This window comes from Desulfovirgula thermocuniculi DSM 16036, assembly GCF_000429345.1.
Taxonomy (GTDB): Bacteria; Bacillota; Desulfotomaculia; order Desulfotomaculales; family Desulfovirgulaceae; genus Desulfovirgula; species Desulfovirgula thermocuniculi.
Genome location: NZ_AUBR01000040.1, coordinates 1 through 21560, shown reverse-complemented (window position 1 = coordinate 21560; position 21560 = coordinate 1). Strand labels below are relative to the sequence as shown.

Annotated in this window: 19 protein-coding genes and 2 pseudogenes; 1 reads left to right on the top strand and 20 read right to left on the bottom strand. The window is 59.0% G+C overall.

Features of this window, described 5'->3' with window-relative positions; genetic code table 11:
* Positions 1–4: 4 nt before the first annotated feature.
* The 3 genes from G454_RS0110030 to G454_RS0110020 all read right to left on the bottom strand — a co-directional run bounded on the left by G454_RS0110030 (position 5) and on the right by G454_RS0110020 (position 2248).
* Entirely contained in the window at positions 5–787 is a 783-nt protein-coding gene (locus G454_RS0110030; RefSeq protein WP_027718520.1) for a DnaD domain protein, read from the bottom strand.
* 74 nt (positions 788–861) lie between these two features.
* Entirely contained in the window at positions 862–1713 is an 852-nt protein-coding gene (locus G454_RS0110025) for a histidinol-phosphatase (RefSeq protein ID WP_027718519.1), read from the bottom strand.
* Position 1714: 1 nt separating this feature from the next.
* The gene (locus tag G454_RS0110020) at positions 1715–2248 is read right to left on the bottom strand and encodes a cysteine hydrolase family protein (RefSeq protein ID WP_027718518.1); all 534 of its coding nucleotides are present in this window, start codon (positions 2246–2248) and stop codon (positions 1715–1717) included.
* Between the two features lie 123 nt (positions 2249–2371).
* Here G454_RS0110020 and gap point away from each other — a divergent pair, with 123 nt between their 5' ends.
* Positions 2372–3379, top strand: coding sequence for a type I glyceraldehyde-3-phosphate dehydrogenase (gene gap, locus G454_RS0110015; RefSeq protein ID WP_027718517.1), 1008 nt, complete (start codon positions 2372–2374; stop codon positions 3377–3379).
* Between the two features lie 37 nt (positions 3380–3416).
* On the opposite strand, the gene G454_RS0110010 is transcribed toward gap, so the two are convergent.
* The 17 genes and pseudogenes from G454_RS0110010 to G454_RS21795 form a co-directional block, all read right to left on the bottom strand.
* Positions 3417–4352: a methylenetetrahydrofolate reductase gene (locus G454_RS0110010; protein ID WP_027718516.1), complete on the bottom strand. Its 936-nt coding sequence runs from the start codon at positions 4350–4352 to the stop codon at positions 3417–3419.
* Positions 4352–5023 (bottom strand): methylenetetrahydrofolate reductase C-terminal domain-containing protein, encoded by a 672-nt coding sequence (locus tag G454_RS0110005; protein ID WP_027718515.1) that lies wholly within the window; start codon positions 5021–5023, stop codon positions 4352–4354. The genes G454_RS0110010 and G454_RS0110005 overlap by 1 nt, the downstream gene beginning before the upstream one ends.
* Positions 5020–5385, bottom strand: a pseudogene (locus G454_RS18655) (hydrogenase iron-sulfur subunit); the annotation flags it as partial. The gene G454_RS0110005 and the pseudogene G454_RS18655, both read right to left, overlap by 4 nt.
* A gap of 57 nt (positions 5386–5442) precedes the next feature.
* Complete coding sequence (locus G454_RS0109995) at positions 5443–8445, bottom strand: CoB--CoM heterodisulfide reductase iron-sulfur subunit A family protein (RefSeq protein WP_027718514.1); 3003 nt, start codon at positions 8443–8445, stop codon at positions 5443–5445.
* Positions 8446–8464: 19 nt separating this feature from the next.
* Entirely contained in the window at positions 8465–9679 is a 1215-nt protein-coding gene (locus G454_RS0109990) for a (Fe-S)-binding protein (protein WP_027718513.1), read from the bottom strand.
* Positions 9680–9779: 100 nt separating this feature from the next.
* The gene (locus G454_RS0109985; RefSeq protein ID WP_027718512.1) at positions 9780–10619 is read right to left on the bottom strand and encodes an FAD/NAD(P)-binding protein; all 840 of its coding nucleotides are present in this window, start codon (positions 10617–10619) and stop codon (positions 9780–9782) included.
* Positions 10616–11641 carry a 4Fe-4S dicluster domain-containing protein gene (locus G454_RS0109980; RefSeq protein WP_211230038.1) on the bottom strand — a complete coding sequence of 342 codons (1026 nt, stop codon included), beginning with the start codon at positions 11639–11641 and terminating at the stop codon, positions 10616–10618. Before G454_RS0109980 ends, G454_RS0109985 begins: the two co-directional genes overlap by 4 nt.
* A gap of 20 nt (positions 11642–11661) precedes the next feature.
* Positions 11662–12606 carry a 4Fe-4S dicluster domain-containing protein gene (locus G454_RS0109975; protein ID WP_027718510.1) on the bottom strand — a complete coding sequence of 315 codons (945 nt, stop codon included), beginning with the start codon at positions 12604–12606 and terminating at the stop codon, positions 11662–11664.
* Between the two features lie 49 nt (positions 12607–12655).
* Positions 12656–13102 (bottom strand): hydrogenase iron-sulfur subunit, encoded by a 447-nt coding sequence (locus G454_RS18650; RefSeq protein WP_156896728.1) that lies wholly within the window; start codon positions 13100–13102, stop codon positions 12656–12658.
* A gap of 39 nt (positions 13103–13141) precedes the next feature.
* Complete coding sequence (locus G454_RS0109965; RefSeq protein WP_027718509.1) at positions 13142–14032, bottom strand: CoB--CoM heterodisulfide reductase iron-sulfur subunit B family protein; 891 nt, start codon at positions 14030–14032, stop codon at positions 13142–13144.
* Positions 14033–14035: 3 nt separating this feature from the next.
* Positions 14036–14608 (bottom strand): 4Fe-4S dicluster domain-containing protein, encoded by a 573-nt coding sequence (locus G454_RS18645; protein WP_051276202.1) that lies wholly within the window; start codon positions 14606–14608, stop codon positions 14036–14038.
* An 18-nt stretch (positions 14609–14626) separates the two neighbouring features.
* Positions 14627–16639: a 4Fe-4S binding protein gene (locus G454_RS0109955; protein ID WP_211230037.1), complete on the bottom strand. Its 2013-nt coding sequence runs from the start codon at positions 16637–16639 to the stop codon at positions 14627–14629.
* A 204-nt stretch (positions 16640–16843) separates the two neighbouring features.
* Positions 16844–17638, bottom strand: coding sequence for a methyltetrahydrofolate cobalamin methyltransferase (locus G454_RS0109950; protein WP_027718507.1), 795 nt, complete (start codon positions 17636–17638; stop codon positions 16844–16846).
* Positions 17639–17663: 25 nt separating this feature from the next.
* Positions 17664–18614: an acetyl-CoA decarbonylase/synthase complex subunit delta gene (locus G454_RS0109945; protein ID WP_027718506.1), complete on the bottom strand. Its 951-nt coding sequence runs from the start codon at positions 18612–18614 to the stop codon at positions 17664–17666.
* 46 nt (positions 18615–18660) lie between these two features.
* On the bottom strand, positions 18661–19419 hold the full coding sequence (locus tag G454_RS0109940; RefSeq protein ID WP_027718505.1) for an ATP-binding protein: 759 nt from the start codon (positions 19417–19419) through the stop codon (positions 18661–18663).
* Positions 19420–19526: 107 nt separating this feature from the next.
* Positions 19527–20864 (bottom strand): acetyl-CoA decarbonylase/synthase complex subunit gamma, encoded by a 1338-nt coding sequence (acsC, locus tag G454_RS0109935; RefSeq protein ID WP_027718504.1) that lies wholly within the window; start codon positions 20862–20864, stop codon positions 19527–19529.
* A 99-nt stretch (positions 20865–20963) separates the two neighbouring features.
* Positions 20964–21560: pseudogene (locus G454_RS21795) on the bottom strand (acetyl-CoA decarbonylase/synthase complex subunit alpha/beta); the annotation flags it as partial.

Sequence of the window (21560 nt, the reverse complement as noted above, 5' to 3'; positions counted from 1 at the left end):
TTAACTAGCTGAGATAGAGGGTTTTCAGGAAAGCCTTTTTGCGCTCATCGACCGCCTTGCCCTGTTTTTCCGCGCGCCGCTTTTTCTGGAACTGTTCCTCGTATGCGTTTACCTCTTCCAGGGTGCGCAGGTTGTTCTTCTTCCATTCCAGGAGGATACTGTCTATGTACTTGAAATTGTGCTTGCCCATTAAAACCGCGCGGCGCAGGGCTTCCAGGATAAGGGAGTGGCTGACTTCCCCGCTCCACTGGCGTATCTGCTCTGCTTCCATGGGGGAAATGGGCCTGCCGAACTCCTCCTCAAAAGCCCGCACGAGGTGGGAGTAGTCCTGTCGCTCCCTTTCCTTCTGGTCCTTTAAGGCGAGGAGGTTACGGGTACGCTCTATTTCCTTGACCCTCATGCTGGCCCAGATTTCGGAGAGCCTCTCCAGCAGGGGTTCAAAGTCGTACCCTTTGACAATGGCTTCCTTGGCCTCGTCGTAATAATATGTAACGGCCAGGAGGCCTTTATCCCTCAGCCTGGCAAGATTTTGCTCCACCCGCGTAAGGTCCTGGGAAGTACAGGCGGCCAGGGCGGTGGCAGGAGGAAAGAGCTCCTTTTCCTCTATTTGCAGGCGGAAGAGCTGGATGATGAGAATCATCTCCTCGTCGCTGATGTCTAGCTGGCGGTACAGGCGCAGCAGCAAATTTGGCAAGGGCGTGAAACCCTGCAGCAAGAGGTCGGCGCCAAAGGCTGCGGTGATGTTTCCCTCACGGTACCTCTTTACTTTTTTGCCAATCTTACCCATAAAAAATTTTACCTCCCCCCGCCTTAAGGATATTTTATGGCCAAGGAGGGAGGTTTGTCCAGTTCCAAAAGAAACTACAGGGGGTGCGGTACGCGGGCCGTGAAGCCGTGCAGGGCAAGGCCCATTTCCCTCAGCTTGAGAGCGGCTTCCCCCGTATAGGAACCGAGATCCTCCAGCCGATGGGCGTCCGACCCCACGGTAAATATTTTAATACCGTACTCCCGGGCCAGCTTGAGTATATCCTCGCTGGGGTGGAACTCGTGCAGGCCGCGGCGCAGGCTCGAGGTATTTACTTCCAGGCCGATTTGGCGCCGGGCCATTTCCTCCAAAACCGGCTCGATGTATCCTTCATGGGCCTTTGCCGCAGCCGCTCCCCAGAAGGATTCCCCGTGGCGGCGGTAAAGGTCCACGTGGGCAATGCAGTCAAAAAGATTTGTCCGCACCGCTTCCAGGAGGGTGGAAAAATAATCGCGGCACACTTCTTCCATGGTATGAGAGGAAAAATAACTCCTGCTTTCCTGCCACGAAGAAATGGACTGGTGCCTCAGGCAGTGAATGGATCCCAGCACGAAGTCAAAGGGGTAGGCGCTGAGTACCTTTTCGATGCTCTTTTCGCAGCCGGGCTGGTAACCGACCTCCAGGCCGGCCTTGATGGCCAGCCCTCTTCCGCGCAACTGCCGGCGGGCCTCCTCTATTTCCCGGAAATAGTGATCCAGCCATGCCGTGTCATCCATGGGATGGAGCTTTCCCCTCAGGCGTACAAACCAGTCCCTCTGCCGCCGCACGGGATCTACTTCCAGGTGGGTGGTAAAGCATACCTCTTGGAGGCCTAAGCGCAGTGCCTGGCGGCAGTAGGTCATGATGGGGACGTCTTCTGCGTCTATGGAGTAGCCTGGGTGGACGTGGTAATCCAGCCTGGGGTACACTTTAGGCCAGCTCCACCCCTAAAACTGCCTGCATTTGCTTTAGGGCCCAGCGGTGCGCCTCTTCGTCGAAGCTGGCCACCCCTTTCTGGTAGACAATGGTCCGGTAATCGCGGTTGCGCAGTTCCTCCACGGTATAAAGGACGCATATATTGGTACAGACCCCTACCACATGCACGGCCTCCGGTTGGAGGTCCTCGAGAATTTTGCTCAGGCCGGTGCGGAAAAAGCCGCTGTAGCGGGTTTTGGGCACTTTAATGGTAAAGGGATACTCCTCGGCCAGGGAGGCCAGTTCCTCGATAAGCTCGGCCCCCCGGGTCCCATAAACGCAGTGGGTGGGGAAAAGGGCAAACTCGGCATCTTCAGGTTCATGGGCATCCATGATGAAGATCACCGGCTCGTTCTGGCTCATGAACTCCTTAACCTTTTCCACCACAAAGGGCACTATATCCCTTGCCGCCTGCCCGCAGTACAGGGAGCCATCGGGCTCAAGGAAGTCCTTGAGCATATCGATGACCATGAGAACCTTCCTGGGCACCGCAAGCATCACTCCTTTACTTAAACTTTTTTGTTATAAGTTTTCTTCTCCCTGCGTTCCCTATCCTCCTCGGCTACGGGGGATAATAAAGCTAAAAGAAAGCCGCATGGAGGAGTGGTTGGCGTGACGGTAAAATTGGGCATAAACGGTTTCGGGCGCATTGGCCGCCAGGTCTTCCGCGCTGCTTTAAACCGCCCGCAGCTGGAAGTGGTGGCCGTAAATGATCTCACCGACGCCCAGACTCTGGCCCACCTCTTGAAGTACGACTCCGTTCACGGGGTCCTGCCGGCGGAAATAGAGGCTTTTGCCACAGGCTTCCGGGTAAACGGCAGGGAAGTGAGGGTCTTCTCCCAGAAAGATCCCGCGCAGTTGCCCTGGGGGGAACTCGGGGTGGAAATAGTGGTGGAATCTACCGGGCGCTTTACGGCCAGGGCAGAGGCCGAAAAGCACCTGCACGCCGGGGCCAAGAAGGTGCTCATTACGGCACCGGCCAAGGATGAGGACATCACCATCGTCATGGGAGTGAACGAAGAAAAATACGACCCCACCCGGCACCGCATCATTTCCTGTGCCTCCTGCACCACCAACTGCCTGGCCCCTGTGGCTAAGGTCCTCCACCGGCGATTTGGCATTGTGCGGGGTTTGATGACCACCGTCCACTCCTATACCAACGACCAGCAGATTCTGGACTTGCCCCACAAGGACCTCCGGCGCGCCAGGGCCGCGGCCCTTTCCATCATCCCCACCACCACCGGCGCGGCCAAAGCGGTGGCCCTGGTCCTGCCGGAACTAAAGGGAAAGTTAAACGGGCTGGCCATGCGGGTACCCACGCCTAACGTCTCCGTAGTGGACCTGGTGGCCGAGCTGGCCCGCCCGGCTACCAGGGAGGAAATAAACGCGGCCTTAAAGGAGGCCGCACATGGCGAGTTGCGCGGCATTATGGATTTCTGCGAGCTGCCACTGGTATCCAGGGACTTTAACGGCAACTCTCATTCTTCCATTGTGGATGCCCTCTCCACCATGGTCATTGACGACATCCTGGCCAAGGTAGTGGCCTGGTACGACAACGAGTGGGGCTACTCCAACCGGGTGGTGGACACTGCACTCTATATCGCGCAAAAGGGTCTATAAAAAAAGCCCCGCCTTTTGGCGGGGCTTTTTTGGGGTGCTAGCCTTCAACTTTGGGCCGCGGGTAGAGGCCGGCGCGCTGCACGATCTCCGGGACCACCTCTTCCCAGGCAATGGCCATGATGTGCACGCCGTGCACGCCGGGGATGTTGCGGATATGCTTGATCTGCTCGATGCAGATTTCTATGCCCTCTTTTTTGGGGTCTTCGGCTTTCTTCAGCCGCTCCACGATTTCGTCCGGGACGATCATGCCGGAAACGCTGGTCTGCAGGTACTTGGCCGCCCGCCAGCTCTTCAGCGGTGTGACACCCGCGAGGATGTAAGCGCGCTCGTGGATGCCCCTTTCCCGCACCATTTCCATGAAGCGCTCGAAACGCTCCATGTCGTAGATGCACTGGGTCTGGATAAACTCCGCCCCTGCCTCTACCTTTTTTTCCAGCCTGGCAACCCGGAACTCAAAGGGGTCGGCAAAGGGGTTGGCCACCGCGCCAATGAAGAAGCGGGGCTCGTGCTCCTTGATGGGTTCCCCCGAGAAGAACAGCTTTTGGTCCCGCATGCGGCGCATGAGGTAGATGAGCTGGATGGAATCGATATCGTATACGTTTTTGGCCGTCGGCTCGCTGCCGAATTTCTGGTGGTCCCCCGAGAGGCAGAGCAGGTTCCGCACGCCCAGGCTGTAGGCACCCAGCAGGTCGCTCTGGATGGCAATGCGGTTCCTGTCCCGGCAGGTCATCTGCACGATGGGTTCGACGCCGCAGTTCAGGATGTGAATGGCCGAGGCAATGCTGGACAGGCGCACCACTGCCGTCTGGCAGTCGGTGATGTTGGTGGCGTCCACATAGTCCTTAAGCATGTGGGCGTGATGGCGGATAATTTCCGCGTTGGCATGCCGCGGGGGCCCAATTTCCGCCGTGACCACGAACTCGCCGCGGGCCAAAAGCCTTTCCAGCCTGCTTTCGGTCTTTACTTCCCTCATCACCCTATAATCACATCCTCTCTGATGGCCCTTCTGGGCCCGCCGTCCCGGGCCTTGGACCAGTCCTTGGGCATCTGGATTTCCATAAGCTTATCCAGCTTCCCGAGGGCTTTCATACGGTCGTAGATCAGCTGCCAGGCACAGTCCACGTCCTTGCTGATCTCGCACTTGCCGTTTTGCGATCCCCCGCAGGGACCGTTCAGGATGCTCTTGGAGCAGCGTATGATAGGACAAATTCCTCCCGTGCGGTGGAGCACGCAATCGCCGCAGAGGCCGCAGCGCTCCTCCCAGACGCCGTGCTTTACCGCTCCCCCTACAAACTTGGTGTCCAGGGCGGGGACCACCCACTTGTCTTTAAACCGCTCGGCCAGGTACTGCACGCCGACGCCACAGGCCAGGGAGATGACGGCGTCCACGTCTTTTACCAGGCCGTCCATGGCCTCAATGTATTCGGGGTCGCACTGCCTGGTAGCCACATAGGTTACCGTCTCCAGAGGGTTGCCCTGGAGCTTGCGCATGATGCGCAGGGCGGCGGCCAGCACTTCCGTTTCCTTTTCCCCGCCGGCCAGGCACACGGTGACGCAGCCAGCACAGCCGGCCAGCAGCACCTTTTGGGCGTCGGCAACCATTTCGGCAATGTCTTTAATGTTCTTTTGCTGGGCGACAATCACGCGGCGCCACCTTCTTTCCTTAACGGGCTGGGACCGAGCTGGCGGATGCGCTCGGTCATTTCGTTGGCAATTTCGGCAAAGCGGGGGCCCATGGCCGAGGAGAGGTTGTACATTTCCAGCCGCTCTCCTCCCAGACCTATTTCATCGAGGAGCTTTTTCACCGCCTGGACCCTCTTCTTGGCCCTGAGGTTACCCCGCTGGAAGTGGCAGTCGCCCTCCAGGCAACCGGCCACGAATACCCCGTCGGCACCGTCCTCAAAGGCCTGCAAGATTACGCGGTGGTCTATGGTGCCCGAGCAAGGCATCTCGACAATTCTGATGTTGGGAGAATATTGCAGTCTCATCGAACCTGCCAGGTCCGCTGCCGAGTAAGCTCAGTAGCGGCAGCAGAAAGCAATGATTTTGGGCTCGAACACTGTTTACACCTCCTTGAATAGAGCACCGCTTAGGGCCATTTGCATGTGGTCCTTGTAACCGTGCAGAGTGATGGCCTTGTTGGGGCACTCGCCGGCACAGGTACCGCAGCCCTGGCAGAGCAGCGGCTCGATGTACGCGGCATAGTTGCGGATGCGTGGTGCGTTGTAGGCGCAAAGCCTTACGCAGGTCAGGCAGGCGGCGCACTTGTCCTGCTGCACCACGGCCACCATGCCGTGCGACTCCAGGACCTTCTTGCTCAGCACGGTGGAGGCGCGCCCTGCCGCCGCTTTGGCCTGGGCAATGTTTTCCTCCAGGTTCTTGGGCCCGTGGGCCAGCCCGGCCAGGAAGATGCCCTCCGAGGCAAAGTCTACCGGGCGCAGCTTCATGTGTGCTTCCAGGAAGAAGCCGTCTTCGTTTAAGGGCACCTTGAAGAGCTGGCTCAGCTGGTGGTTGGTTTCCTGCGGCACGATGGCTGCCGCCAGCCCCAGGATGTCCGCTTCTATGATGACGGGTACCCCCAGCACGTGGTCTGTGGCGGTTACCCGGATAAACCCGTCGGCCTTTTCCACAACCGGCTTGTTTTCGGGCGTGTAGCGTATGAAGATGACGCCCTTGCGCCGGGCCTCCAGGTAGAGGTCTTCCAGGAAGCCGTAGGTGCGAATGTCCCGGTAGAGCACGAAGACCTTCATCTGGGGGTTCTGCTCTTTTAGCTTCAGGGCCAGCTTAACGGACTTGGCGCAGCAGATCCGACTGCAGTAGGGCCGCTCCGGTTCCCGGGAGCCCACACACTGGATGAGGACCGCCGTTTTGGCGCCGCTAACCCGCGGGTCACCCTGCGCCAGAGCCTCTTCCAGCTCCAGCTGCGTGAACACCCGGTCGCTTTCGCCGTAAAGGTACTCGGAAGGCTTGTATTCCCGGGCGCCGGTGGCAATAACGGTCACGCCGTGCTGGATTTCCTTCCCGCTGGTCAGGGTGGTCACAAAGTTACCCACATAGCCGGCGGTTTCTTTTACCTCCGTGCCCAGGTGAAGCTCGATTTTGGGATGGGCCTTTACTTTCTCAATTAGGCTGCGCAAGAAGGAAGGCACGTCTTCGCCCTTGAGCCCTTCCCTGATGCGGCGGGCCACGCCGCCCAGCTCGCCCTCTTTTTCCACCAGGTGCACCTGGTAGCCGAGATCGGCCAGGGAGAGGGCGCTGGTCATGCCGGAAACGCCCCCGCCTACCACAAGGGCGGCTTTGGTTACCCCGGCGGAGATTTGCGGTACCGGCTCCAGGAGGGCGGCCTTGGCCACGGCCATCTTCACCAGATCCTTGGCCTTCTCCGTGGCCTTATCGGGCTCGTTCATGTGCACCCAGGAGCACTGGTCGCGGATGTTGGCCATTTCAAAGAGGGCCTTGTTTAGGCCGGCCTCCCGGATGGTTTCCTGGAAGAGCGGCCTGTGGGTGCGCGGGCTGCAGGAGGCCACGACCACGCGGTTGATCTTATATTCGTCAATTATTTGTTTCATGGCCGCCTGGCTGTCCTGGGAGCAGGCATAGAGGTACTCCCCGGCGTAAACCACATGCGGCAGGTTCTTGGCCATTTCCACCACTTCGGGAACCCTTACCACGCTGCCGATGTTAATGCCGCAATGGCAGACGAAAACGCCGATGCGCGGCTCTTCACCCCTTACATCCTTTTCCGGCGGGAACTCCTTTTCCCTAACCAGCGTACCGCGGGCTTCTGCCAGCAAGGTAGCAGCTTCGCCGGCTGCCGCGCTGGCCTGCATGACCGTTTCCGGAATGTCCTTGGGCCCGCAAAACGCCCCGGCCACAAAGATCCCCGGACGGCTGGTGGCAATCCCAGTAAAGGAGCCCAGCTCCACGAAGCCGTAGCGGTTGAGCTCGAGTCCCAGCCGCTGGCAAAGTTCCCTGGCCGCCGGGGAGGGCTCCAGGCCCACGGAGAGCACCACCAGGTCGAACTCTTCCACGCTTATGGAGCCGTCCTCGTTGGCGTAGCGGATGCGCAGGTTCTTGCTCCCGTCCTCCACCTCCGTGATCTCGTATATCCGGGAGCGGACGAACCTGACCCCTTGCTCTTTGGCCCGCTCGTAGTACTTCTCAAACCCCTTGCCGTAGGTGCGCATGTCCATGAAGAAGATGGTCGTTTCCAGGGGCTCCTTGGTGTGCTCCTTGGCCACAATGGCTTCTTTGATGGCGTACATGCAGCAGACGGAGGAGCAGTAGCCGTGGTCCAGGCGGAAGTTGCGGGAGCCCACGCACTGGATCCAGGCAATGCGGCGGGGCTCCTTTTTGTCATAGGGTCTGACCATGTGCCCCTGGAAGGGGCCCGAGGCGCTCAGGATCCTCTCGAATTCGAGGCTGGTGATGACGTTCGGGAAGCGCCCGTAGCCGTAGTAGAAAAGCTGGGAAGCATCGAATTTTTCAAAGCCGGGGCACAGCACAATGGCGCCTACATTCAGCTCTAACGTTTCCTCAGCCATGGAATGATCGATGGCCCCGGCCTGGCAGGCCTCTTCGCAGGAGCCGCACTCAATGCAATTCTCTTTGTCAATCACGTAGGCATTGGGGTACGCCTGGGCATAGGGCTTGTAAATGGCCTTGCGTTCCCCGATGCCCTGGTTAAATTCCGAGGGAACTTCAATGGGGCAGGCCTCGGCGCACTCACCGCAGCCCTTGCACTTTTCCACGTCCACATAGCGCGGCCGCTGGCGCACGGTAACGGTAAAGTTGCCGGGCTCGCCCCGGACGTCCACCACATCCGCCATGGTCAGGATCTTGATGTTCAAGTGGCGCCCGCACTCCACCAGCTTGGGGGAGAGAATGCACATGGAGCAGTCGTTGGTGGGGAAGGTCTTGTCCAGCATGGCCATGGTGCCGCCAATGGCAGGCGAGCTCTCCACCAGGTAAACGAAGTACCCTGATTCGGCCAGATCAAGCGAAGCCTGAATGCCGGCAATGCCGCCGCCGACCACCAGCACCGCTCCTACTTTTGCCGTGCTCATGCCATTCTACACCCACCTTTCAATTTTTTTCGGGCATCACAAGTGCTCTTTCTACGAGGCTGCAGACATGCTCCATCCTCATGCCCAGCTTGTAATGCTTGTTGAGGTCGTTGAACTGGTCCATGCAGTTGTGGCACGAGATGGCCACCACCTTTGCTCCGGTGGCCAGGAGTTGCTCAACCTTGCGCCTGCCCTTGAGAAGCCGCTGCTCCGTGTATTCGGGCATGGCCAGCGCCCCGCCCCCCGCACCGCAGCAGTAATTCCAGCGTTTGTGGGGCGTCATTTCCCGGAAGTCCAGGCAAACCGCTTTAAGCACCCGGCGCTGCGGCTCCGCTACCCCTTCTTTACGGACTATGTTGCAGGGGTCGTGGAGGGTAACCGGCTCCGGGTTTCTGGTGGGGTCGAGCTTGAGGCGCCCTTCCTGGATCCACTCGTCTATTAATTCAAGCACAAACCTGATGGGAAACTGCGGTCCCTTCCAGAAAGTGCGGTAGCCCCAGCGCACGGAGCGGAAGGCGTGCCCGCATTCGGTGACCACCAGGGACTTGGCCTTTAAGCGCACCACTTCCTCCAGGATGGGGCCGGTGATTTTCCAGAAGTCGTCGTCCTTGCCGCTGAAGAGGGCCAGGTTTGTGGCGTCCCACTTTCTTGAACTCAGCGTGTAGTTGGCACCGGCTACGTAAAAGATTTTGAGGATTTTCATCAGTTCGTTAGGGTAATATTTGATTTCCCGGGCATTTAAGCCGAAGAGGAAATCCGCTCCCTCAACGTCAATGGGTATGCGGTAGTCCGGATCGTTCAGCTCGGCCTGCAGCTCTTCCTGGATCCACTCCAGTGTTTCCAGGTACTCGTCGGGCTGGACGGCCATCTGGTTGCCGGTCTCAATGGTGTCGTCCACCACCTTTTGGATGAAGCCGGCTGTGGGCAGGCCGAACTTGCCGCGCAGGGCCCTGGTGATGGCCGCCACATTGACGTTCATGGGGCATTCAATGGTGCAGCGCTCACACATGGTGCAGTACCAGACAAAGGGGTCGTTGAGCACTTCTTCCCGCATGCCAAGAATGATTTTGCGGAGCATTTTGCGCGGGTCGTTATGCGGGTGAACGTCGGAGAAAACGCAGCCGGCCGTGCACATGCCGCAGGCCAGGCAGTTGGCAAAATCCAGACTGTTTAACTTGCCCGCCAGCTCTTCAAAAAAGCCGGGATCGAGCTTTGAAGCCAAGATGGCTTCCATAAAAAGTTCCCCCTTCTTTTTGGCTTTCTTTATCCACCCCGTTTTGGTAAGCCGGAGGCTCATTGAGAGCCCCCGGCCTTTCTCTCTCTGGTTTGGTTTTTTAATACTCGTTAGGCAGCTGGTTTAGTTGCGCCCTGGTAAATACAGGGCCGTCCTTGCACACGTACTTGTTCCCCACGTTGCAGCGCCCGCACATCCCGATGCCGCACTTCATGCGGTTTTCCAAGGACATGATGATCCTCTCCGGAGGGAAGCCCAGCTCTTCCAGCACCGGGAGGGTGAACTTGATCATGATGGGCGGCCCGCAGACAACCGCGTAGGCGTTCTCCGCGCTGGGCGCAACCTCTTTGGTTACTGCCGGGACGAAGCCCACGCGCCCGCTCCAGCCCTCCACCGGGCGGTCGATGGTGGTAACCAGCTCGATATCCGTGCGTTTTTCCCAGGCGGCCAGCTCTTCCTTGTATAGCAGCAGCCCCGGGTTGCGGGCGCCGTAAATTACCGTCACCTTGCCGAAGTCACCCCTGTTTTGCGGGTGCAGGATGTAGGTTACCAGGGACCGGAGGGTGGTGAAGGCAAAGCCGCCGCCAATGATGACCACGTTTTTGCCCTTGAACTCTTCGATGGGGTAGCTGTTCCCCAGCGGGCCCCTCACGCCCAGGATGGTGCCTTCGGGGAGCTGGTGCAGGGCTGTGGTCACCACGCCTACCCTGGCCACGGAAAACTTTAAGTGCCCGGGTTCCGTGGGCGAGGAGGCTATGCCAAAGGGGGCCTCCCCTACCCCGAACACGCAGACTTCGGCAAACTGGCCCGGCAGGTACCTAAAGGATTTTTCGTCCTCTTCTTTGAGGAATTCCAGGGTGAAGGTGTGGATGAGGTTGTCCTCGGTTTCGACGAAGTGCTTGACAAGCCGCATGGGTAGCGGCAGGTAAGGATTTTTCATTGCTTATTCGACCTCACTTCCGTGCCCTGGATTTCCGCGATTACTTCCCGGATATCCAGGTTGACGGGGCAGTTTAAGATGCACCTTCCGCAGCCCACACAGGCCGTGGCGTTGAAGTTGTCCACAAAATACTTGAACTTGTGCATGACCCTCTGGCGAAAGCGCTCTTTGTTTGTGGGGCGCGGATTGTGGCCGGAGCCGTGAAGGGTGAAGAGCGGGAACATGCAAGCATCCCAGCTGCGCACCCGGCAGCCCTCGTTGCCCTGGGCCTCGTCTACAATGTCAAAGCAGTGGCAGGTGGGGCAGGTATAGGTGCAGGCTGCGCAACCAAGGCACTTCTCGTGGATTAAGTCCCACAGGGGGTGGTCGAAGCTAACGTCGAGCTTGGATTTCAGGCCTTCCAGGGTTACCCTGGAGGAAACGGCAGCCCCTTCTTTTACCTTCTGGGCGGCTTCCCGGGCTTCCTGGTCGGCGGCGGGAAGTTCCATGCCGGAGAGGAGCTCCTGCCCGCGTTCGGTAAGCACCTCCAGCACGTACCGGTCGCCGATGTCGACGAGCAACAGGTCGAGGCCCTCCGTGGCAAACGGGCCGCTCCCCAGGGAGGTGCAAAAGCACGTGGCCGGCGGTTGGTTGCACCCCAGGCCGACCAGAACGGTGTTCTTCCGGCGCGTGAGGTAATATGGATCCTGGAACCTCTCGTTACGAAAAACGTTGTCCAGGAGGAGGAAGCTCCGGGCATCGCAGGGGCGGAGGCCGAAAATTACCTTTTTGTGCTCGTCTATTTGTTCCTTTAGCTCCACGTGCTCCTTTTCGCAGCGGTAACAAAAGAGGTATTCTGAGCGGGGGAAAAGAACCTCCTTGGGCGGGACCTTGGAGTTTGTATAGTCCAAGGTGCACTGGTCGCCCGCCTCGATTTGCTTAAAGGAGACGCAGCCCTCCTCATTTACCGGCGCGAAAACCTGGTAAGCCTGGGTCAGCTTGTTTAACCAGGCAAGCAACTGTTCTTTTTTCAGCAGCAGCATTCCTCTCACCTCCCTCGCGGTTAAACGTGGCCGGCAGCTGTTTTTATGGGAGCGGCCAGAGGAGGTTTCTCATCCAGGCTTATTCCTGCGGTGTAGCCAAAAAGCTCCTGAATGTCCCTAACCATCTTGCGCGTTAGCGTGCGCAGGTCAATTCCCATGGGGCAGGCGCGGTCGCAGGCCCCGCAATCGACGCAGCGCCCGGCCAAATGAAGAACCCGCACGGCCTGGAAAAAGAGGTTGGCCTGCACGTCCAGGGACGACTTGCTGACCCACTGGGGCATGGAGCAGTCCGCAAAGCACTCTTCACAGAAGCACATGGGACAGGCTTGCCGGCAGGCGTAACAGCGGATGCAGCGGGACAGTTCCTTCATGAGGTAAGAGCGCCTTTCTGCCGGTGGCCTGCTTTCAAAGCCGGCAACGTCCGCAAAAGTGTCGCTTCCCCTTGCCGGGACCTGCTCGCCCAGCAGGTAATCGTAGAGCACCGGGTTGGGATGCTGGCAAGTCAGGCAGGAGTCGTACAACAGCTGGTCGAGGGGAAAGGACGCGCTAATGTCCTTCCCCTGCACCGCGACCAGGCCATCCTTTATTTCCGCTTCCCGCAGCTCCTTTCCTGCCAGCAGACGGCTTAACTTCTGGCGGTCGATCATGCCCCGGCAGGGCACGCCTATAATCACCAGGTTTTCGCGCTTGACCTGGTTTTCTTTGATCAGCTCTACGATGGAGCGGCTGTCGCACCCCTTGGCTATGACGGCCATTTTTTCCGGCCTCTTGCGCAGGTAAACGGCCAGGTTGTTTTCACAGCCGTAGCCCCAGGCGAGCTTTTCTGCCTCTTCCGGTTGGCGGATGAAGCAAGGAGTATAGCGCAAGGGGAGGCTCCCCTTACTAAAACCAATTACCAGCTCCACTTCTTTGTTTTGCAGGAGCTCACGGGCCTTCTCCTGCATCGCCTTGGTTATATCTTGCATTTTAATTAACACCCCACCTTCTTAAACCCGGCCTGTGTGGAGCATTGGTTCATGCAGAACAGGGTTTTTCCTGGACCCCTGGTGAAGTGCGCAGCGGGTTGGGGCCCAGCTCCTTTAACTGATTGGTAAATTCGGTTACCGTTTCGGCAAACTTGGCTCCTTCCGAGGCGGAGATCCAGGCCAGCCGCAGGCGCTCGCGCTCAATCCCCAGCGTTTCCAGCAGCCGCTGGGTGACTTTCATCCGCCTTTCGGCGTTGTAATTGCCACTAACATAGTGGCAGTCGCCGGGGTGTCACCCACCCACCAGCACGCCGTCTGCGCCGGCAAAAATGGCCTTCAAGGCAAATATCGGGGCTACCCTTCCGGAGCACGGCACCCGGATGATGGTTACGTTGGGCGGGTACTGGAAGCGCAGAGATCCGGCCAGGTCGGCCCCGGCGTAGCTGCACCAGTTGCAGAGAAAGGCGATAATTTTGGGCTCGTATTCTGCCCGCATGCTGTTACCCACTCCTTTCCCGGCCCTGCGGGAGGGCGTTTAAGACGGCAGGATTTTGCCGATGACGCTTTTTACGTTGGTCCTGGCCAGGCCGGCAACCTTTTCGGGATCGGCTCCCAGGCAAATGGCCAGGGCCTGCATAAAGTGCAGCACGGGGATTTCAAAGTTAATCTTCTTTTCCCTGCGCAGCATCTCCTGGGCCGTATCAAACTGGATCAAGCAGGAGCTGCACCCGGTAATGATCAGATCGGGATCGACTTCCTCCTTTATAGAAAGGATCTTCCTGCGGAAGAGGTTTAGGGATTTTTCCATGTCGGTGCTGCGCATGGCACCCATGCCGCAGCAGTCGATCAGGCGGGTGTAATGGCCGACCGTGGCCCCCAGCGCTTCAACCATTTCCTTGAGCACCCGGGGGTGGAAGGGGTCTTCTTCCTTGTCGTAATAGACCTTGCTCGGCCAGAGGGTGTGGCAACCCGGCTGGAGGGCCACCTTAAGCCCGCCAAGGGTGTACTTGAGGGAGGCCCTGATCTTTTCGGGCCCGATCTCGTGGTACAGGTAATAGTAGGTAAGCCTGACGTTGCTCGTGCCCTTATATTCCCTGCCGATGGTTTGCAGGACCTCGTTGACCTTAGCCTTTAGTTCCGGGTCCACCTCCATCTTGTACTTTGCTTCCGAGAGGCTGCCGTAGCAACTGCCGCATACCGTGACAATGTCCAGGCCTTTTTGCTCGGCAATGGTGTGGTTCCGCGCCGAAACGGCACACCAGCCCACCACGTCCACAGAGGGCAACGTGCCCCACGTAGGGCAGCATGACTGCCCCTCGAGGTCGTCCAGCTCGATGCCGAGTGCCGGAAAGGCATGCCGCACTGCCTGTTCCAGGTCGGGCCTGTTGAAAGACGTGTTGCACCCGATAAAAAACCCTACCTTCATCGGTTACACCTCGCATGAATCGGTTACGCCGGATTCGCCCATGGGGATTACCCCTAGCTCGGCCAGCTCTGTATTTTCCAGGATGGTACGCACTTCCTTCAGGGCCTCGGGGTAAGAGAGCGTGGAAGGGGGCTTTTCCGGTAACCCGACTTTTGCACGCGTGTTCCCGGCACCGGCCAGGTAAACGGCGTGACCGGTGTCGTAAAGGGACTTTAACCCTTCAATGGCCAAGGTCGGCAGGGCAAATTCCCTTATGGCCACCCTGCGCATGGCCTGAATGATCTCGAAAGGATTAACCTCCCGCGGGCATACCTCGGTGCACCGGTTGCAGGACTGGCAGGCCCATATGGAGGAGTCGTCCAACAGCGCATCGCGCAGGCCCAGGAGGATGGCCTGGATAACCCGCTTGTTGAAGAAGGGGAAGCCGGCCAGCACCATCGGGCAGGCGGCGGCGCACTTGGCGCACTGGATGCATTCCAGCAGTTCTTCGCCACCCAGCTCTTTTATCTCGTTAACTAGGGAGGGATCGCCTGCGGAGAGGTTAATGATCCCTATGCCCCCTTGGACTTGTGACACTCCTATCACCTCCTGAGTTCAGCAGGCCAGGGCCTTGATTTGCGCGTGGATCTGGGCATTAGTAAAGCCGTGCAGGGTAATGACTCCCGACGGGCAGGCGGCGGCGCAGGCGCCACACCCGGCGCAGAGGGCCTCGTCGATTTTGGCCCGTCGCCTGTCCTTGTCCTCCACAAGATTAATGGCCGAGTACGGGCAAAGCTGCACGCAGGTACCGCAGCCGGTACACTTCCGCTGGTTTACCTCGGAAATCAGCGGCTCTACCACTACCTTACCGGCGGTGAGAGGTACCGCCGCTGCCGAAGAAGCGGCCCGCGCTTGCGATACCGACTCGGGAATGTCTTTGGGCCCCTGCGCGCACCCGGCAATGTAAATGCCTTTTACCGAGGTTTCCACCGGGTAAAGCTTGGTGTGCAGCTCTTTAAAGAACCCTTCGTTGCCGCAGGTGATGCCGAGCTTGCGCCCGAGTTCCTCGAGGCCGGGGGCGGGCTCGATGGCCGTGGCCAGCACCACCAGGTCGGCCTCCAGCTCTACGGGCGCGCCCAGGTCCACATCGTAGGCGCGCACCCGCAAGCGGTCGCCGGGCAGCTCGTCCACGGCACCGACGCGACCGCGAAGCACCTTTACGCCCAGGTCGCGGCAGTAGTTATAATACTCCTCAAAGTCCTTGCCACCGGTGCGCACGTCAATGAAGAAAATGTAGATGTTCAGGTGGGGGTACTTTTCTTTGATCAGCCTGGCTTCTTTGAGCATGTACATGCAGCAGACCTTGGAGCAATAGGTGTGGAACCTCTTGTCCCGGCTGCCGACGCAGGAAATAAAGGCTATGGTCTGAGGCTTTTCCCCGTCCGAGGGGCGCTTCAGCTGGCCGCCGGTAGGACCCGTTGCCGAAAGTATCCGCTCCAGTTGCATGGCCGTAATGACGTTGGGCGACTGCGGTGAGTATTCTTTAAACGGCGCCTTGTCCATTACCCGGTAGCCCGTGGCCACGATAATGGTGCCGACGTTGATCTCTAGGATCTCGCCTTCAGGGTTGTATTCCCTGGAGCGGTCGCAGGCCCCTGTCTTGCAGGCCTTTTCGCAGGGGGCTAAAATGGGCTCCCCGGTCTTGGAGTGAACCCTGGGCTTGGTGCCAATGGTGCGCTTGGCGCAATTAAGGCAGTGGGCAATGTCCACGACCGCCCGCTTGGGCACAGCCTGCGGAAATTCAATGTAAATGGCCTTGCGGTAATCCATGCCCTCGTTGAACTCGTTGGGTACCTTGGCCGGGCAGGCGTTTACACAATCGCCGCACCCGGTGCACTTGTCCCAGTCAATATAAGTCTGCTTCTTCCTGACTTTTACCTTGAAGTTGCCAAAAGTCCCTTCCACGGATTCCACTTCGGAGTAGGTAAGCAGCTCGATGTTCGGGTGTGTTCCCACCTGCACCATGATGGGCGTCAGGATGCAGGCCGAGCAGTCGTTGGTGGGGAAGGTCTTGTCCAGTTTGGCCATGTTGCCCCCGATGGAGGGGTTTTTCTCCACCAGGTATACCTTATAGCCCATGTTGGCCAGGTCGAGGGCGGCAAACATTCCGGCCACGCCGCCGCCAATGACCAGGGAAGCAGGGGTGACCTCCACGTACCTGTCCTCTAGGGGCTCGAGGTAGGCGGCCTTGGCTACGGCGCTGGCAATGAGCCTTTTGGCTTTTGCCGTGGCCCCTTCCTTGTCGTGCCAGTGCGGCCAGCTGTCCTGGTCGCGGATATTGGCCATTTCCAGGAGGTACTTGTTTAACCCCGCGCTTTCCAGCGCCTTGCGGAAGATTGGCTCGTGGGTGCGCGGCGTGCAGGCCGCCACCACCACCCGGTCGACAAGGCCGTCCTTGATGTCCTGCCTGATCAGCTCCTGCCCAGGGTCCGAGCACATGAAGAGGTAGTTGCGGGCGACCACTACTCCCGGGAGCTTTTCGGCGTAGGCCCTGACCTCTTCTATGTTCACGGCACCGGCAATGTTTTCGCCGCAGTGGCATATATAGACACCGATCTTAGGCACCATATCCCCTCCCAAAAGAGCACAAAATAAAGAGCAGCTTACTACCCCCCTAAAAAATGGCCCTGCGGCCCTTGTGAATATCAAAACTAAGAGTATTTATTCTGCCGAAGCGTCGTAAAATCCTGCAATAGTCTAAAAATATTTTTTAAGTAAAAGCAAGGGGAAAACGGTCATACTGCCGCTTTCCCCTTGCCCGCCGCTAATTGTTTACCGCTGGCGGAAAACCTTCAGGAATGCGTCGCAATAAAGGTCTTTGTTCAGGAGCACCCTGGCTGCGGCAACGGCATTTAACAACTCCTCGTCTTCCAGGTCCACAATGGCCGAATCAAGCCCTACGGCCATGCTCATGATCAGGAAGGTGCGGTTGAGTAAGTGGCGGTTGGTGCAGCGCTGGGAAACGTTGCTCAGGCCCATGGTGGTGCGGGGTGGAGGATCGGCCAGCGTTTTGATCTGCCGCAGGGCCTCGAGGACCTCCGGCCCGTGATCCTGGCCCACGTTGCAGGGCAGTACCAGGGGGTCAATGTAGAGGTCCTCCATGGGTATGCCGTGGGCGTCGGCGTTGACCACCAGCTCCATGGCCAGGGCCACCCTGTCGGCGGCGGTCTTGGGCACGCCCTTTTCATTCATGGCCAGCCCAATAATGGCCGCATTATACTTCTTGGCCATGGGGAAATAGATATCCATTTTCCACTGGTCGGCGGTGGTGGAGTTGATCATGGCCTTGCCCTTGTGCACTGCCAGGCCGGCTTCAATGGCCTCGGGGTTGGTGGAGTCAATGCAGCAGGGAAGAGGTACGGCCTCCTGGGCCGTCTTCACCAGCCACTCCATTACGGCTGGTTGGTCCTTGGGGTCGACGGTCGGGCCGGTGTTGATGTCCAGGTAGGCGGCACAGTTCTCGTACTGGCGCCTGGCCCAGTAGCGGATGGGTTCCGGGTCGCGGTTCAAGATGGCTTCCCGGATATCCTTGAACATGCCGTTTATCCGCTCGCCAATGAGAATCATTTTTTACCCTCCCCGCGAAAACATTTTAGTATACGTTGGGCTGCATGAGCTTTTCAATGTGCGCCTTGAACTGCCTGAGGGACTCGGGGTGCCGCAGGACGAACAGGGAGCCGCCTGCCTGGGCAAGGGCCACGGCGCTGACCGTTTCCCACAGGATGGCCCGGCGTTCCTGGTCGCCCCAGTCGGGAGCCTCTTCCGTGGTGCTCTTGGCTTCTTTTTGCTTCCACACCTCCGGGCCCAGGATGCAGATAACAGGCATGGCCATCATTTTGTCGCCGGTGAGCGCCCCGATGCGCGTCCGCTCTATGATGGAATAGGCATATTCGATGCCGTAGCCCAGGGCGGCCACCGAGGGGTCAATGACAATACGGTTGGGGGCCATGTTCATCTCGGTGATGAGGATGTTGAGCTGCTTTTCAAGGTTGATGTCCAGTGGTGTAGAAGCAATGACATTGTGGCCGTAAACCATGCAGGCTGCCGTAATGGTGCGGTAATTTTCCTGGGTAGCCAGTCCCAGCAGGCAGTTCCTGCCCGAGAGGGCTTCGGCAACTTTTTCCAGCACCTGGGCGTCCTTTTCCTCCACGCCGCAGCCGAGGACTATGAGCGGTACGTCCACGGCCTCGGCCACGGTCTTGGCTACCTGGGCGCATTCCTCCGGGGAAGAGTTTTTGTTGTCCGGGTGGGCACTGGCCAGGGTCAGGCAGACGAGGTCTGCGCCGTACTCGACGCATTTCTTGGCCCACGCGGCGGGGTCGCCCAGTACGCCCGCATAATGCTTGGTGAGGATTTCCGGCCAGGTGGTGGGCTCCATGTCCCACACCTCCAGGGCTACGGCGGGGCGGTTGGGCATTTCCCCTTCAAAGTGCAGGAAGGGGAGGGTTCCTTCGCCGCCAATTTTCACCACTTTGGGTTCGACACCCAGGACTACTTCGGCCACCCGGTTGGTCCATCTTTCTTTGGCAATGGTAACCGCCATTTATCTCGCTCCTTTCCTTTAGGTAGGTTGGGTAGGGGCTGTGGCGCTAAAGGATACCGGCCTTGTACATGATGTCCCGTACGGCTTTTACTGCCGGAGAGTTTTCGGGCAGGCTGACGAGGGGCCTGCCTTCCAGGTCGTACCGGTAGACCTCCTCATCCATGGGTACCTCACCGGCAAGCTCCAGGCCCGTCTTTTCTATTTCTTCCTTTAAAGCAGGCAGCGTGCCGTTTACCGTCTTGGTGACCACCAGATACATTTTTTTAATGCCTAGGTTTAGAGATTCTGCCAGCTCTTTTATGCGCCCCGCGGAGCGCACGCCCCTTACGCTGGCGTCGCTGGTGACTAAAAATACGTCTACGTTTTGCGTGGTGCGGCGGCTCAGGTGTTCCAGGCCGGCTTCGTTGTCCATGACCAGGTAAGGGTAATTCTTGCTCAGTTCCTCAATGAATCCCCTGAGCAGGTTATTGACGTAACAGTAACATCCCGGGCCTTCCGGGCCTCCCATCACCAGGAGGTCCGTATCGTCTCCTTCTGCCAGCGCTTGGTGGACGCGGAAGGCCAGGTACTGGTCCTTGGTCATGCCAGCCGGCAAGGGCTGCAGGTTGTTGTTGATCTGGTGGGTGATGTCGGCAATGCTTTCCGGGCGCGGCATGCCCAGGGCTTCATGCAGGTTGGCGTTGGCATCGGCGTCTACTGCCAGGACGGGCTTTTTGCCGGCGCGCACCAGCTCCCTAATGATTAAGGCGGCCAGCGTGGTCTTGCCTGTCCCGCCCTTTCCGGCAATGGCGATGGTAAAAGCCATAATTCCTCACTTCCCTTTCCTGCTTAGGATTGGTGGCGGATAGGTTGCCCGTTGCGTGTTCCGGTTTCAGGCATACCACGCCCTGGTTTTCCTGTTGCCAGCCTCGCTTAGGCGCTCCAGCGCTGCTTGAGGAAGGAAGGAATGGCGCTGGACTCCCGCGGTCCTACGAGGACTTCCCATCCGGACAGCTCGGCCAGCTTGCCGCTCAACACGGCCACGCCGCCGGGGATGATGACCTTGCGGTGAGAAACCTTGTCGGCAATGCCGGTGTTCTTGAGCATGTCGGCTATCTTTTCCGAGGTCAGCTTGCCCGCCGCCCAGGCGGTGAGCACGGAGAGGCCGTCCGTGTCCACGGCAATAATATAGCTCGGTACGCGGCTGGCCTCGACGTCCCCGGCCACGCAGAAGTAAGTGAGGGAGAAGTTGGTGGTGACGAAGACCGGCGCGTTGGGCCCCGGGGTACCAATCTCGTACACCTTTGGCTCCACGGCAATGGGCTTTTGCGGGTCGGTGTAAATGTTCAGGCGCAGGGTAATGAGCGGCAGGATATCTGCGGGATCGGCGCTGGGCAGTACCACGATTCCGGCGTACTTGCAGATGTAAACCGCCGCGTCAAGCACCGCCTGCACGGGATCTTCGCCGGTGACAAAGGTGATGGTGGGATAGCCAAAGGGGCGGAAGCGCTTTAAGGCCTGGCGGCGGAGCTGGGTTTGGTCGGCCAGTACCCTGTGGACTTCCCTGGCGCCGGAGTCCAGGATAAGCTTCTTGTGGCCCTGGGCGACTACCTTTTCCACCAGCTCGGCCAGCTCGTTTAGGTCGGCGCCCCTGACTACCAGGGGAGCATCGTACTTCTTGGCCAGGGCGGTCATAGCCTCGTAATTGCCGGCGCTGGCCCCGCAGAGGAGCGGTTTCTGATTTCCCACCGCTTCTAGGGCCTTTTCCATGGCCGCTGCATCGTCGGTCACCAGGATCAGCGGGTACTGGGTATTGGCAGCGGCAACCTTTGCCGCGGTGGCAAACTTATCCGCGCTTCCGGAGTCGTTTACCACGGCCACCAGGTTGACGTGGTGGATTTGGCCCACGCGCTCGAAGGAAAGCTTGTTAATCTGGGCCACCCGCGCGGCAATTTCCTCCTCGCTGGCCGCATCGCTGACGGTTATGGCTATACCGGTGGGATTTTCAAAGCGCTTGTCGTGGCGAAAGAGGACGGTTTCATTGCCCAGCTGCAGCTCTTTTTCGCCGGTGCCGATTTTAACCAGGGCCATTGGCGGTGCGGAAGCGGCTCCCAGGGCTTCCTTGGCTGCCTCGCTGACATGGGGGCACTGATCCAGGCTGGCCTTTCCGGCAGCCATGGCCATGGCAAAGGCCAGGCACGTGGGGTGGCCGCAGTCCTTACAGTTGGTTTTGGGCAGCTGTTTAAAAATCTCCAGACCCGTTAAACCCATTCTCCTATCCCCTTTCCCAGGAATTTAAGATATACCCGGAGGGCACCCGGTAAAAGGTGCCCTCCGGGATATTTTTTCTTTTGGCGCACGTATCTAAACCTACAGCAGCGGCGGCATGGTGAGGGCCGGGTGGCCCTTTTCCTCCAGGAAGGGCAGGATCTCCTCGGCGCTGGTGCCCACGGTCTCATCGGCAATCTTATCCAGGAAGTCCTTACCCAGACCTGCTGCCTCGGCGGCCTCCTCCAGCTGCGGCCGCAGCTGCTCCTTCAACGCCTTGGGCATCCACACCAGGCGGGCAAGACCCCCATCGGCAGGCACGAACTTGCGGGAGGCCAGGTAGGACTTGCTGATGCCCATGAAGCCGGGCATCTGGGCGCCGCCGCCAATCATGCCCGCCAGGGTGGAGAAGGTCATCCCCACCGGGGTCATGCCGCCGTGCTCCCGGTTGACCACCATGAAGCCGTTACACTCCGGCACCATGGCCAGGATGCACTCAAAGCAGCCGCAGGAGGTCATGGGGTACTCCATGATGGTGTAGAAGTTGACCTTTTCAATGGTGCGCTGGGAGTTCTGGTAGACAAACTCGTTGACCGACTGCCACTGGCCCTTGACCGGGTCCAGGAGGCCCTCCAGCTTGATGGGCTGGTTCGGGCCGTGGGGGTTGATCTCGTAGGAGGCCTTGGCGTCCAGCCAGCT

What these genes read in the sequence shown, in the direction of transcription:
- G454_RS0110030 (WP_027718520.1), bottom strand. Translation starts at nt 787, where the DNA reads ATGGGTAAGATTGGCAAAAAAGTAAAGAGGTACCGTGAGGGAAACATC.
- G454_RS0109950 (WP_027718507.1), bottom strand. Translation starts at nt 17,638, where the DNA reads ATGATTCTCATTGGCGAGCGGATAAACGGCATGTTCAAGGATATCCGG.
- G454_RS0109940 (WP_027718505.1), bottom strand. Translation starts at nt 19,419, where the DNA reads ATGGCTTTTACCATCGCCATTGCCGGAAAGGGCGGGACAGGCAAGACC.
- G454_RS0109985 (WP_027718512.1), bottom strand. Translation starts at nt 10,619, where the DNA reads ATGAAAAATCCTTACCTGCCGCTACCCATGCGGCTTGTCAAGCACTTC.
- G454_RS0109965 (WP_027718509.1), bottom strand. Translation starts at nt 14,032, where the DNA reads ATGAAGGTAGGGTTTTTTATCGGGTGCAACACGTCTTTCAACAGGCCC.
- G454_RS0109975 (WP_027718510.1), bottom strand. Translation starts at nt 12,606, where the DNA reads ATGCAAGATATAACCAAGGCGATGCAGGAGAAGGCCCGTGAGCTCCTG.
- G454_RS0109955 (WP_211230037.1), bottom strand. Translation starts at nt 16,639, where the DNA reads ATGGTGCCTAAGATCGGTGTCTATATATGCCACTGCGGCGAAAACATT.
- G454_RS0109980 (WP_211230038.1), bottom strand. Translation starts at nt 11,641, where the DNA reads ATGCTGCTGCTGAAAAAAGAACAGTTGCTTGCCTGGTTAAACAAGCTG.
- G454_RS0109945 (WP_027718506.1), bottom strand. Translation starts at nt 18,614, where the DNA reads ATGGCGGTTACCATTGCCAAAGAAAGATGGACCAACCGGGTGGCCGAA.
- G454_RS0109990 (WP_027718513.1), bottom strand. Translation starts at nt 9,679, where the DNA reads ATGGAAGCCATCTTGGCTTCAAAGCTCGATCCCGGCTTTTTTGAAGAG.
- G454_RS0110010 (WP_027718516.1), bottom strand. Translation starts at nt 4,352, where the DNA reads ATGAGGGAAGTAAAGACCGAAAGCAGGCTGGAAAGGCTTTTGGCCCGC.
- acsC (WP_027718504.1), bottom strand. Translation starts at nt 20,864, where the DNA reads ATGGGTTTAACGGGTCTGGAGATTTTTAAACAGCTGCCCAAAACCAAC.
- G454_RS0109995 (WP_027718514.1), bottom strand. Translation starts at nt 8,445, where the DNA reads ATGAGCACGGCAAAAGTAGGAGCGGTGCTGGTGGTCGGCGGCGGCATT.